Raw genomic sequence first — 12,250 nt, 5'->3', positions numbered from 1 at the left:
CACCTGTCTTGCCCATTCTATCATACAGGAACTATTTTACATGAAAAGGTCGTAAACTGCACGATCAGGCTTGCCGTCCTCCAAATACCCGTTAACTAGCTGCTGCTCCGGCAGAACCGCGAGAACCCGCCCCTGATCTTCCATCACGACGATCAGATGGTAACTGTCCCGCTTGAACATCCGCAGCGCGGACGAAACCGTATGGCGCTTGGACACAATGATCGGAAGCGCCCATGCGCCTCTCACCAAATGTCGGCCGGAGGCAGCAGATCGGGTGGTCAGGAAACGCAGGAACAAGAATGGAATATGACGGTTATAGGTCCAGTTGGTCAGAAACAAGAACAGTCCGACGACCAGCAAATTCAGCTGAATGCCCGACTCGCCGGCATGCAGCCACGGAATAACGGCATACAGCACCATGCACCCGCTCAGCACCAGGCTAATCCTCGCTCCCCAGCGCAGCGTCCGGTGATAGGTCATCGAGCGGCTGAGCATCGCATGCATCAGCTTGCCTCCGTCCAGCGGCAGAATCGGAAGCAAATTGAACAACGCGATAATCGCGTTCGCCGAGATCACGTAAGCGGTCCATTCCGCGTGCCAGATCCCTAACTGTCCGAGCCCCCACGCAGCTAAAGCCATCCAGACATTCTGCAGCGGACCGGCAATCGCGACGAGCGCCTCCTCCCGAGCAGGAACGCTGCCGCTGTCTTCGACCTCCGCCACGCCGCCGAACGGCAGCAGCTTCACTTCCCGAATCGTCCAACCGAATCCATGGGCTACGATGACATGCCCCATCTCGTGGACTAGCACAATACAGAAGAGGGTCATCAGCTCTGTAAAATACCCGGTAGCGACGGAAGCGAGCATAATAAGTACGAACAACGGATGGACAGAAAACCGAATCCCCTTCCACTTAATCAAGCGGAACGACGCCGGCAGGATCGACGTACTTTCCTTTCTCTTTGACAGCAAAGAACAATAGGCTCGTCCCGTTGTCCGCCGCATCCTGCAAATTCCCGACCTGCTGGCCCGCTTCCACCCAATCGTTGGCAGCAACGCTAGACGACTTCAGATGCCCATACATTGTTACCCGTTCATTCGCATGTTGAATGACAACCGTAGTACCTGACTGCGGATCTTCGGTCACGAGCGTTACACGCCCTGTCTCCGCTGCTTGAACAGCCTCGCCGGGCTTGACGGCGATCTCGACACCCGAGAGCGTCTCCGCAAAGGAACGTACGATCGAACCTCCCGATACAGGCGCCAATACCGGCAGTTCAATTTCGCCTTCGGTATAAACGGAATCCTTCGATCCACCTTGGTTAAAAAGCGGGATAAAGGACGGCGCGCCTGCAAAAGTTTGCCGGTACCAATCCGCCGCTGACGCAAAATCAATCGTATCGGTCAATGCGGTCGTGACGACCTCTTGCCCACGCTTCGCAAGCGGATGATCCACCTTAAAGGCCCCATACACCATCGCGAATAATGCAACGGCGATGACGGTCTGAATGAACAACCCTCTGAGCACGGCACTAGAGTTCGTATCAGGCGGGTACGAGCCATCTTCCGGATCGATGCGCTTGCGATCTACCTCCTTGAGCTTCGTAGCCGTGCTCCAGGAAACTGTCTCTTCCCAAGGACTTGGCCGCTCCTTCCAAGCCCGCTCCGGATCCGTATACATCGTATGCCCGGTCCTGCTGCGGCTCGTCCCCGTGAACGGCTGATCTTCGATAGGCAAATCTATGATCGGCAAATCCGCTAATGATATTGGCCCCTGCCCCTCAACATGTATAGGTGGCGGATCGTCGGCCGCCTGGGGCCGCTTGGCCTGCTGCTCCATAATTTGACGAATTCGTTCTTGACGCCGATCCCGGACACCGTTTGTTGCCCCCATTGATTATCCCTCCATACCTTAGCGTCAAATGTAGTGCTTGCCTATGCCCGCAGACTTGTCCCGGACTCGTGGTCCTCGCCGCGGAGCAGGCATCAGCTTGTTCGCTTCATGTATATGAAAGGAGAGGCTTGTTTATGTTTGGCGCGCAGATGAGCGGAAGGTTGTAACTGAATGCAAAAAACCGCTCAGCGGGCATTCCGCTGAACGGCTACATGATCAAGCTCATACTTCTCTTGGTGGGCTCTTACGGAGAATACGAGCCCAATACACAGCATATTGAGCAGTAGCGAAGTACCGCCATAACTAATGAACGGCAGCGTGATCCCGGTGATCGGCATCAATCCGATCATCATGCCGATATTCTGGAAAATCTGGAAGACATACATCGATACGATCCCTATAATGATGAACGATCCACGTATGTCGTAACAGTGGAAGGCGATAATGATCATCCGATAGATCAGCAAGAAGTACAGAAGCAAGACCACGGCTGCTCCCTGGAAGCCGAACTCCTCGCCGATGACGACGAAGATGGCGTCCGAATACGGGTAAGGAATGAACCGACGATTCTTGGAATCGCCTTTCATGTAGCCGTCTCCGGTCAAACCGCCGGAACCAATGGCGATCTTCGCCTTGTTCGCTTGATACACTTCCTTGTCGGAGGCTGATTCCGGGTTGATGAACCCATTAATCCGCTCATACCAGTGAATCTTCTCTTTCTCTTGCAGAAAATCGTGAATCTGCTGGTTGTACTGGTTAAACAAGAAGACGAACAGCATAAGTCCGCCGACGACGATCGTTAAACCGATCATTACGTGCGTATATCTGACATTCCCGATCCAGAGCATGCCCAATACGATGATCAAGTAGATGATCGCGTTCCCTAGATCCGGCTGGATCATGACCAACGCGAACGGGACGAACGAGAAGGCCGCTACGATCAGCAAATCCGAACGCACGCGCAGCGGATCGCCTTGCCTTCGGCCCATTAAATACGCAATGGTGATGATCAGGATGATCTTAACCATCTCTGCCGGCTGGAATTGCAGGCCCCCTGGCAGCTGAAACCAGCTGCGGGCTCCGTTAATTTCTTCCGCAGTGAAATAAACGACGACCAGCATGACAATGCCGAATCCATACAAGTAGTACCAGCCTTTGAGCAAGAGCCGGTAATCGAACAACGTAACGGCAGCGGCTGCCACAAATCCAATGCCATAGAAGATAAGCGTCTTCGTATCGTAACTGCTGTAACCCGGGTTGCCGAAGGTGGCGCTGCGTACGAGCAAGGTGCTGACCACCATCAGCAGCATCAGAATGACGATGATGCCCCAGTCGATTTTTTTAAGTTTTAAGAGCACTGCTGAATCATCCTATTCCAAGAAACTTCCGGAATCGTTTCATGACGCCTGTTTTATCCTCAAGCGGCATAAGCGGGACCATGTCCCCCAGAATTCGGCGCGCGATATTCCGATAGGCGATCGCCGCTCGCGAAGACGGATCCATGACAGTCGGTTCGCCAGAATTAGCCGCTTTGATAACCCGCTCGTCGTCTGGTACGATGCCGAGCAGATCAATGGCCAACACTTGGCAAATCTCATCGATATCCAGCATCTCGCCCGAGCGTACCATCGTTGCACGAATCCGGTTAATAATAAGCCGTGCAGGCATGCCTGCCTGTTCCAGCAGACCGATGACGCGGTCAGCGTCGCGGACGGCAGCGTTCTCGGGCGTCGTCACGATGATCGCCTTGTCCGCGCCCGCAATCGCATTACGGAAGCCCTGCTCGATCCCCGCCGGGCAATCGATAATGACGAAATCATAGTCCTTCTTCAATTCAAGAATAATATCCCGCACCTGCTCCGGCGTGATGGCGTGTTTATCCTTCGTCTGAGCTGCCGGAAGCATGTACAGCTCGTCGAAGCGCTTATCCTTCACAAGCGCTTGCCCTAATCGGCAGCGTCCTTCGGCGACATCGATCAGGTCATAGATGATCCGGTTCTCCAGACCCATGACGACATCGAGGTTGCGCAGGCCAATATCCGTATCCACCATGCACACCTTTTTACCGAGCAATGCCAATGCTGTACCCAAATTGGCCGAAGTCGTCGTTTTGCCGACGCCGCCCTTGCCCGATGTAACTACTATCGCCTCTCCCATGGCAGACACTCCTTACTGCAAATTCGTAATCCTCACAGCTGCAGCCTTCTTGCCCGGCTTGAAGCTATACCCGAAATAGTAACGGCTCTTTGCGCAGACGGTTCAAATGAGTCATCTTCTCGATCTGCATCACGCCTTCATTCAAATACGCAAATTCCATCATCGCATCCCCCGTCATCCACTCGTCCGGGGGTCTGCTGATGACCTCACCGATCCTAAGCTGGGTAGGACGCATTAACGAAGCTGCAATGACAACGTCCTCTCGCCCGTCTTTGCCTGCATGAGCTAGCCCGCGGAGCGCGCCGAGCACATAGATATCTCCTGTGCAATGGATCGTTCCGCCTGGGTTCAAATCTCCCATGAGCAGTAAATTGCCATCGTGCTCAACCGTTTGACCCGAGCGGATTATGCCGGTAAGAATCTTCAGATTCTCTCTTGAATCCACCACAGGAACCGGCGGTGCTTCCCCTTCAATCGACTGCACTAGCAGATTGCCGCGTGCGCGTATGATCGCCCTGATTCGTTCCTTCTCCTCTTCGGTGACAACACGTGCGCCTAGCTTGACTTGGACATGAACGATCGGACCTGTCAGCAGCTGTTGATGCGACTTTTCCAGTTTGTATTGAAGTTCAGCCAGTAATGCGGAAAAATCGCAGGCGTCGTCGAGAAGAAACACGAGTCCTTCCTTTACGCCTTTGATCGTAATATGCTGCTTTTCGGTCACGCCCGTCCCTCCCTCTTTCTCTAGTATACGATTCTTGCCAAGACGCGCCGATTCCTGCTTGCTGAACAGCTATTCTTCTTTCTCTTCCGATTTCTTTACGCCGATATTCTCGAACCAGCGTCTGGCCGGCACATAGATAAGCAAAGAAAACCCCAATTGAAGAAATACGCTTGGCAGCATAAAGCTGACCAGCGCCCAATCGTAATCCAGATGGTTCAACCGAAAGACCTGATAGATAAAGAAGACGACATTGTCATAAACAAAAGTCGATAGGCTGATCATCGTCAAGGCCATCAGCATGGTGCTTCTCCGGCGTTCCATTAAGAGACCGGTCAAATAACCGACTAGCGCTCCGGCAAAAGCATGCGCGCCTAAGATTTTATCATAGAATACGATGTCTTGAAGAAAGCCGAACGCAAATCCAAGAAAAAGCGACGTATGCCGTCCTCTATACAGCGCTGCGAAAAGTACGAACGCAAGGGCAAAGTGCGGAACAAGGCGGTTGGTCCATATGTCAGGCACTAGCCAATAGAAAATAGTGCCTTCCGCATAGAAGAAGAGCAGCATAATGAGAACAATCCTCGTTAGACTCATTGTGCGCTCTCCTTCGCGTTCGGCACTTCCACGACGAATACTTCGGTCAAGTGCTCGAAGTCTGCCGCAGGATCAATTAATGCAGTATGAGTCAAGCCATAGTCTCCGACTTGGCGCGATTTGACCGTACCGATGACCATCCCCTTAGGGAATACTTCGCCTAGGCCGGATGTGATGATCGTGTCGCCCTCTGCAAGCGGATCGGTCTCTGCGATACGGGACATCGACAACATCCCGGTCTCTTGGTCGTAATTGTCTACCATGCCGAAGGACAAGAGTTCTTTGCCTTTGACCGTTGCCGCTATGGACTTGGAGACCGACGACTTCTCGTCGAGCTGCGTAATCGGCATGACATTCGAATAGAATGGATCGACTTTGCTCACGATGCCGACAAGACCATCGATCGACACCACGACCATATCCGTCGTGATTCCGTCCTTAGAGCCGAGATTAATGCGAATCGTCTGATTGATCGGGCTATTATCCACCGCGATGACTTGCGCGATCAAATAACGATAGTCATACATATTCTTCTGCCGCTCCGTAAACCCAAGCGCTGCTTGCAGGCGTTGGTTCTCCTGCTCAATAAAATTATATTTGTTCTTGTCTCGCGCATAGGCCGCAGCCGTCTTGCGCAGCTCCTCGTTCTCTTGATAGAGATGACGCAGATTGGCGATATCTTCAAAGAAGCCCGCTATGTAACCAGCGGGCTTGTAGAACCAGTGCTGCACAACACCGGATGCGTCTAGGATGAAGTTCTCCGGCCACGTCAACTTCTTCCGGTCACTAATCGAGAACCCCATCACAGCAACGAACAAGACGACTACGATCATCAGCACAATGATTCGTCTGTTGCGCATCCAATTAAACAATTATTCGTTCACCCGCCCACTTTTCGTTTCCATCAACCGTTTCCCCAAGGCTGTCAGCTTGTGTTCCCCCTCACCGCGAGGGAGGGGAAACACAAGCTGATAGCGCCAATATCGGATGTTTAACGTTTGGAACGGGAAACCGGACCTCCGCGTGTCTTGAACAGATCGATGTTGTCCAATGCGCGCCCAGTACCGATTGCAACGCAGTCCAACGGATTCTCGGCAACAATAACCGGCATCCCTGTCTCGCGGGAGAGCAGTTTATCCAGATTCTTCAGCAGCGCTCCGCCGCCCGTCAATACGATGCCGCGGTCCATGATATCGGCCGACAGCTCAGGCGGACATTTCTCCAATGTTACCTTCACAGCATCGACGATGGAATTGACCGTATCGGCAAGTGCTTCGGCAATCTCTTCAGACGAAATCGGCAGCGTCTTCGGCAGGCCGGTTACGAGGTCGCGTCCGCGAATCTCGATCGTCTGCGGTTTCTCCATTGCCAGTGCCGATCCGATCTCCATCTTGAGCTGTTCAGCCGTACGCTCACCAATCATGAGATTGTACATCCGCTTGATGTATTGGATGATCGCTTCATCCATCTCATCGCCTGCAACGCGAATGGAACGGCTCGTTACAATCCCGCCGAGCGAGATGACCGCAACTTCAGTGGTGCCTCCGCCAATATCGACGACCATGCTGCCGGTCGGCTCCCATACCGGCAAATCCGCGCCGATGGCAGCTGCGAACGGCTCCTCGATCGTGAAAGCTTCCTTCGCGCCAGCCTGCTCGGTTGCATCCTTAACCGCACGTTGTTCAACCGCGGTAATCCCCGACGGTACGCACACCATAACGTTCGGATGTCGCGGGAATACCGAACGGGCCTTTTGCGCTTGGCGAATGAAATATTTGATCATCGTTGCCGTTGTTTCAAAATCGGCAATAACGCCGTCCTTCATCGGACGAACAGCACGAATGTTGCCTGGCGTCCGGCCGATCATTTTCTTGGCAGATTCGCCGACGGCCTCGATGGTTTTGGTATCTGTACGCAAGGCGACGACAGAGGGCTCTCTGACGACGATGCCTTTTCCTCTTACATAAACTAACGTATTCGCTGTTCCCAGGTCGATCCCGAGATCTTTGGAGCCACCAAACATATTCAACTCTTCCTTTCTATTGACAGGCAATCTTACTTATTATATTACATCAAACCTTGCTCCTTCAAACTGACGAAGCGGTTATCTCCAATAACGACATGATCCAGAATATCGATTCCCATCAACTCGCCAGCTTCTTGAAGCCTGCGGGTAAGGGCGATATCTTCCGGACTCGGCGAAGGGTCGCCGCTAGGGTGGTTATGCAGACAGATGATGGAGGCGCTGCTGCACTTGATTGCGGCGCGAAACACCTCTCTTGGATGAACAAGCGACGCGTTCAGCGTACCGATCGACAACGTTTCTTTGCCAATCACATGATTCTTCGTATTGAGGAACAAACAGACAAAATGCTCCTTCTTCAAGTAACGAAGCTCCTCCATCATATAATCCGCGGCATCTTGGGGCTTACGAATCGTATAGACTTCGCCCTGCCGGCTCTGCGCCAGTCGTCGGCCCAGCTCAATGCTGGCCAACAGCTGGATCGCTTTAGCCGGACCAATGCCGTGAATATTGGTGAGCTCTTCCACGCTCATATCGACAAGCCCTCGCAGGCTGCCGCATTCCTTCAGTATACGTGAAGCCAACAGGACGGCCGACTCCCGCTTCGTCCCTGTACGAAGCAGGATGGCCAGCAGTTCTGCATGGCTCAATGCTTGTGCCCCGGCAGTCATCATGCGCTCTCTTGGTCTGTCTTCGCTCGGGATATCGCGCATCACATGGCTATGCGCTTCCATGCCCTCTCCCACCTTCAACTGTAATGCCAGCCTAGAGAACGTCTACGCCGAATTCGGCCAGCATGTCCGACAACAGAGACACCGGCAAACCAACAACATTAAAATAACAGCCGTCAATACGCTCGACCAGCACGCCGCCGCGGCCTTGAATGCCATAACTGCCGGCTTTGTCCATCGGCTCGCCTGTTGCGATATAACGATGAATGGCTGCGTCGTCCAGCGTCTTCATGGTCACTCGCGTGAGCCGGTGCGACACGGATTCCTGAGATTCGTCGCGGGCATGGATGCAAGCTACGCCTGTGTACACTTCATGCTCCGTCCCCTGCAGCCCGCTAAGCATCCGATGCGCCTCGGCAACATCGACAGGCTTGCCCATCACTTCGCCGCGAAGCACGACGATCGTGTCCGCGCCGACAATCACCGATTCACGGTCCGCACTATTCGGCAGCAAAGTTCTTGCCGCCCTCGCCTTGCGCAGCGCCAGCTGCTCTACGATCCGGACCGGTGACCAATCCGCGGGCGTGGACTCATCCGAGTCAGGCGACAAAACGAGAACCGGCAAGGAGAGGCCGAGCATTCCGACCAGTTCCCGCCGGCGCGGTGATGAGGAAGCCAGTACGAGCTGGCGTACGGCTGTTGTATTCGTAAATCGACGATCGGCCATCGTGCAAGCACTCCTTGAACAGCTGTATAATGGATAGGATTCCCTACATTTTCCGGTATAACCAAATTGCGATAATTAGTCCGATAATACTAATGAGGCTGATATCGATCTTGATCGTAAGGTCATAGCTAAGTACCAGTAAGTCTGCTGCAGGCGACCAGCTTACCTGTGACGTCCGCGTCAGAAACGCAAGCCCAGGAACAGGCTCCAGCCAGCGCGCGACGAGCGTGCCGGTCAGCAAACCGAGTACGATAAAGAGCAGCAGCATCCAAAAATTTTTCTTCATCTTCCTACGTCCCTCGCCATAATTTGACACTCCATCATTATAAGCGATGAATGCTTTGCTTTACAATCCAAGGTTATCTGCCGGGCCAGGATTGAAGCGCAAAAACTGAATCCATGATCGAAGATTGAATCGCCCACAGCTCAGCGGCAGACGGCTCCTTCTGATAAGCTGTTGCCGAATTCGCGCCAGACTGTAATGCGGATGTCAGCTGCTGCAGCCTTTGCTGTCCAGCCTCATCTGCCATTCCCTTATCCATAACTGCTGCTGCGGCCGACCATGCTTTGTAGATAGACTGCCATTCAGACGCACTGACCGGCTGCTGGATTAACTGGCCGGACGAATAAGCGTTCAGTGCCCCTATTAGTGCCGTTGACTGGTCAAAAAAGACTTGCGCCTCTTCTGCCTTGCCTTTATAGGCCACGCTCGTAAGCGCCGGAATATCCACTTGCTTGATATAAACCTCAATCTCAGGGACGAGCGCTTTGATCACCGCAGCCCCCTCACGATCTGACGAGATGCCGGCATAAACCCGATAATCGCTGCCAGCGGCATACGAGGATGCTGCAAGCCCTTTGCCTCTTAGCTCCGTTACAGCCGCCTCCATCCCTTGCTTGTTGCTGAATACGCCGTATTGAAGCATGGAATAGGAAATCGCCGGCACATTGACGGTCACCTGGGTGGTTGCTGCATTGTTCCCGGTTGGTATGTTAGTGGACGTTTGACCGGTGTCCCCCCCTCCGTCTTGCGTGGCTGGTGCGGGATCGACGCTACTCGTCCCATCCGAAGACACAACGGCCTGACCATTGCCGGCTGCCGGAAGCGTACCCGTGTTTTCATTGGCTGCGGTTCCATTCGTGAAGAGGGCCAGAACCAGGTAACCGAACAACGCGCCAGTCGCCACTGCCCCCGTTACGGAAGCGAAAACTTTGAGCCAGGAAGGTCCGCGATGGGAGCGATAAACCGACGGCGTGTTGCTCATGAAAGAGCCTCTTGGTTTGGCTGTTTCCTTGGCTAATACCTCAGAATCGATGATCGGTCCTGTCTGCTCCGACTCTAATAGGTTCGGAAGAGTCGGCTTATAAGCGTCCGTCTGCGGCGAAGTTTCGATCCACTCGTCGCCAAGCGGAATGAGCTCGCGCTCCTTAGCTCCCAGCTGAATCTCTTCGTCATCCAGCTCAGGTCCGAGGGGCACTTCACGTACAGACAGTTCAGGCTGCACGAAGGTTTGGCTCGCTTTTTCCACTAACGGCACTTCCAGATGAACCGGTATCTCGTCATGCTCCATATTAAGCGGCAGCGCTCGAGCGTCTGCTGCAATAACGCCATCGGATTCACGGATCAGCTTCTCCAAGGCGTATGCATCGTCTTGAAACGGACTCTTCCACGACTCGATCTGCTGCGTAAATTTCATTTCTTCACGAACGAACGGCACGACATTCGGCGACTGAGCGCGTTCTGTTTGCTCTTGCTTTCGCTTCTCAAGCGTTCCATTTTCTTTATCGAAGCGGTACGTAATGCGTGCTTTTGTATTCATGTCACTCTCTCCTTGTCCACATACTCTAGTAAAGATTATGGTAGAGTTGAGAGATTTAGAACCGAATTTACGTGTTGCTTAATCGGGATAAGTCCGGCTATGACCCGCGCTTCTTTTTATATGACGAGAACCAGGATCGTTTCGTTTTGAATCCTGGCAAATTCGAGGTCAAGATGATCGGCGCACAAATGAAAACATCGGTTCACCCGCCTGATGCGAATGGAACCGATGTCTCATTAGACGCTATATTTGGCGCGAAGGGACTTGGCAAGGCCGTCAGCGGCCTTCCAGATGTCGCCTGCCCCCATCGTAATAACCAGGTCACCCGGTGCGACGCGGCTTGTCAACACGTTCTGTACTTCTTCCTTCGTCGGAATATAGAACGTATTCGCGTTGCTGTTCTTGATGATCAGCTCCACCAGCTTCTGGGAATGCACGCCCTCGATCTGCTGCTCGCCTGCTGGAGAATAGATGTCGGTAATAATAACCTCGTCCGCCTCCGAGAACGCGCGGCTGAACTGTTCCAGAAGGAAATAGGTACGCGTATAGCGCTGCGGCTGGAATACGGCCACGATGCGCTTGCCTGTCGCTCTGGCTGCGCTGATCGTCGCTTGAATCTCCGTCGGATGGTGAGCGTAATCATCAATGACAAGAATGTCATTCACTTCACCAAGCACCTGGAACCGGCGTTTGGCGCCTCGGAAATCGACAATCGCAGCGGCGATCGCATCGAAGGCCACACCTGCCTCCAGACAGGTAATGATGGTCGCCATGGAATTGTACACGTTATGGCGTCCTGGCACCGACAGATGAATCCGGCCGAGCAGTTGGCCGCCTTTGCTCATCTCGAATGAAACTTTTCGGTCTCCAAGCTGGATGTTCGATGCTGTATAATCCGCTTCGGTGTCGATGCCGTACGTGATCAGACCGCCATTGCGGAGCGGACCCGCCTGCAGTTGCGGCAGCAGCTCTTGAATCGTCTCGTCATCCGAGCAGACAATCGCCTTGCCGTCTTCTTTCACTTGACTTAAGAATTGCACATAGGCTGCCTTCAGCTTGCCAAAATCACCATCGTAGTTCTCCAAGTGATCCGGCTCTATATTCGTTACAATGGCCACCGACGGGTGATATTGAAGGAAGGAACCATCGCTCTCATCCGCCTCTGCCACGACATAATCACCTTTGCCCGCCTTTGCATTCGTCCCGACGTTTACGATTTCACCGCCGATAATATACGTAGGATCAAGCTTGCATGTCTCCATCACCAGCGCAAGCATGGATGAAGTCGTCGTCTTGCCGTGTGCGCCGGCGACAGCAACCCCTTTGCCGTTGTTCATTAGCCGCGCCAGCATCTGCGCCCGATGAAGAATCGGGATGTTGAGATCTTCTGCAGCCTTGCGCTCCACATTGTCTCTGGAGAGCGCAGTAGAATAAACGACGAGGTCTGCGCCTTTAACATGCTCGGCCTCATGACCGATGTAGATACTGGCACCTTTAGCCGCCAGTTTCTCTGTCAGCTCCTGACGGGCGACGTCAGAGCCTGTAACCTTGTATCCCATTTCCAGCATGACCCGCGCGATTGCACTCATGCCGTAACCGCCGATACCGATGAAATGAACGTGTTCTGCCGTATTCAAAGA

General features: G+C 53.4%; 13 protein-coding genes. All 13 read right to left on the bottom strand.

Features of this window, described 5'->3' with window-relative positions; genetic code table 11:
- Positions 1–36 precede the first annotated feature (36 nt).
- The 13 genes from FHS18_RS09625 to murC all read right to left on the bottom strand — a co-directional run bounded on the left by FHS18_RS09625 (position 37) and on the right by murC (position 12,247).
- Positions 37–921, bottom strand: coding sequence for a site-2 protease family protein (locus FHS18_RS09625; RefSeq protein ID WP_183599418.1), 885 nt, complete (start codon positions 919–921; stop codon positions 37–39).
- A complete protein-coding gene (locus FHS18_RS09620) occupies positions 914–1,894 on the bottom strand; it encodes a M23 family metallopeptidase (protein WP_183599416.1) in 981 nt (326 codons plus the stop codon). Before FHS18_RS09620 ends, FHS18_RS09625 begins: the two co-directional genes overlap by 8 nt.
- 185 nt (positions 1,895–2,079) lie before the next feature.
- Positions 2,080–3,252 carry an FtsW/RodA/SpoVE family cell cycle protein gene (locus tag FHS18_RS09615; RefSeq protein WP_183599414.1) on the bottom strand — a complete coding sequence of 391 codons (1,173 nt, stop codon included), beginning with the start codon at positions 3,250–3,252 and terminating at the stop codon, positions 2,080–2,082.
- Positions 3,253–3,259: 7 nt separating this feature from the next.
- On the bottom strand, positions 3,260–4,051 hold the full coding sequence (gene minD / locus FHS18_RS09610) for a septum site-determining protein MinD (RefSeq protein WP_183599412.1): 792 nt from the start codon (positions 4,049–4,051) through the stop codon (positions 3,260–3,262).
- Positions 4,052–4,115: 64 nt separating this feature from the next.
- Complete coding sequence (locus tag FHS18_RS09605) at positions 4,116–4,775, bottom strand: septum site-determining protein MinC (RefSeq protein ID WP_183599410.1); 660 nt, start codon at positions 4,773–4,775, stop codon at positions 4,116–4,118.
- A gap of 69 nt (positions 4,776–4,844) precedes the next feature.
- On the bottom strand, positions 4,845–5,369 hold the full coding sequence (mreD, locus tag FHS18_RS09600) for a rod shape-determining protein MreD (protein WP_183599408.1): 525 nt from the start codon (positions 5,367–5,369) through the stop codon (positions 4,845–4,847).
- The gene (gene mreC, locus FHS18_RS09595) at positions 5,366–6,241 is read right to left on the bottom strand and encodes a rod shape-determining protein MreC (RefSeq protein WP_246427547.1); all 876 of its coding nucleotides are present in this window, start codon (positions 6,239–6,241) and stop codon (positions 5,366–5,368) included. Before mreC ends, mreD begins: the two co-directional genes overlap by 4 nt.
- A gap of 119 nt (positions 6,242–6,360) precedes the next feature.
- Positions 6,361–7,392, bottom strand: coding sequence for a rod shape-determining protein (locus FHS18_RS09590; protein WP_183599406.1), 1,032 nt, complete (start codon positions 7,390–7,392; stop codon positions 6,361–6,363).
- A 44-nt stretch (positions 7,393–7,436) separates the two neighbouring features.
- Positions 7,437–8,126 (bottom strand): RadC family protein, encoded by a 690-nt coding sequence (gene radC / locus FHS18_RS09585; RefSeq protein WP_183599404.1) that lies wholly within the window; start codon positions 8,124–8,126, stop codon positions 7,437–7,439.
- Positions 8,127–8,157: 31 nt separating this feature from the next.
- A complete protein-coding gene (locus tag FHS18_RS09580) occupies positions 8,158–8,790 on the bottom strand; it encodes a Maf family protein (RefSeq protein ID WP_183599402.1) in 633 nt (210 codons plus the stop codon).
- Between the two features lie 43 nt (positions 8,791–8,833).
- Entirely contained in the window at positions 8,834–9,076 is a 243-nt protein-coding gene (locus FHS18_RS09575; protein WP_183599400.1) for a DUF4321 domain-containing protein, read from the bottom strand.
- 73 nt (positions 9,077–9,149) lie between these two features.
- Positions 9,150–10,610 carry an SPOR domain-containing protein gene (locus tag FHS18_RS09570; protein WP_183599398.1) on the bottom strand — a complete coding sequence of 487 codons (1,461 nt, stop codon included), beginning with the start codon at positions 10,608–10,610 and terminating at the stop codon, positions 9,150–9,152.
- 236 nt (positions 10,611–10,846) lie between these two features.
- Entirely contained in the window at positions 10,847–12,247 is a 1,401-nt protein-coding gene (gene murC / locus FHS18_RS09565; protein ID WP_183599396.1) for a UDP-N-acetylmuramate--L-alanine ligase, read from the bottom strand.
- Positions 12,248–12,250: the final 3 nt, after the last annotated feature.

The organism is Paenibacillus phyllosphaerae (assembly GCF_014192105.1).
Classification (GTDB): domain Bacteria; phylum Bacillota; class Bacilli; order Paenibacillales; family Paenibacillaceae; genus Paenibacillus_Z; species Paenibacillus_Z phyllosphaerae.
Note: the sequence above shows the minus strand (reverse complement) of the source record. Positions and strands in the feature narration are given on the sequence as shown.

Bases quoted from the DNA above. Each gene is read 5' to 3' on its own strand.
- mreD (WP_183599408.1), bottom strand. From the start codon at position 5,369: ATGAGTCTAACGAGGATTGTTCTCATTATGCTGCTCTTCTTCTATGCG.
- radC (WP_183599404.1), bottom strand. From the start codon at position 8,126: ATGGAAGCGCATAGCCATGTGATGCGCGATATCCCGAGCGAAGACAGA.
- FHS18_RS09580 (WP_183599402.1), bottom strand. From the start codon at position 8,790: ATGGCCGATCGTCGATTTACGAATACAACAGCCGTACGCCAGCTCGTA.
- FHS18_RS09590 (WP_183599406.1), bottom strand. From the start codon at position 7,392: ATGTTTGGTGGCTCCAAAGATCTCGGGATCGACCTGGGAACAGCGAAT.
- FHS18_RS09575 (WP_183599400.1), bottom strand. From the start codon at position 9,076: ATGAAGAAAAATTTTTGGATGCTGCTGCTCTTTATCGTACTCGGTTTG.
- FHS18_RS09570 (WP_183599398.1), bottom strand. From the start codon at position 10,610: ATGAATACAAAAGCACGCATTACGTACCGCTTCGATAAAGAAAATGGA.
- FHS18_RS09620 (WP_183599416.1), bottom strand. From the start codon at position 1,894: ATGGGGGCAACAAACGGTGTCCGGGATCGGCGTCAAGAACGAATTCGT.
- minD (WP_183599412.1), bottom strand. From the start codon at position 4,051: ATGGGAGAGGCGATAGTAGTTACATCGGGCAAGGGCGGCGTCGGCAAA.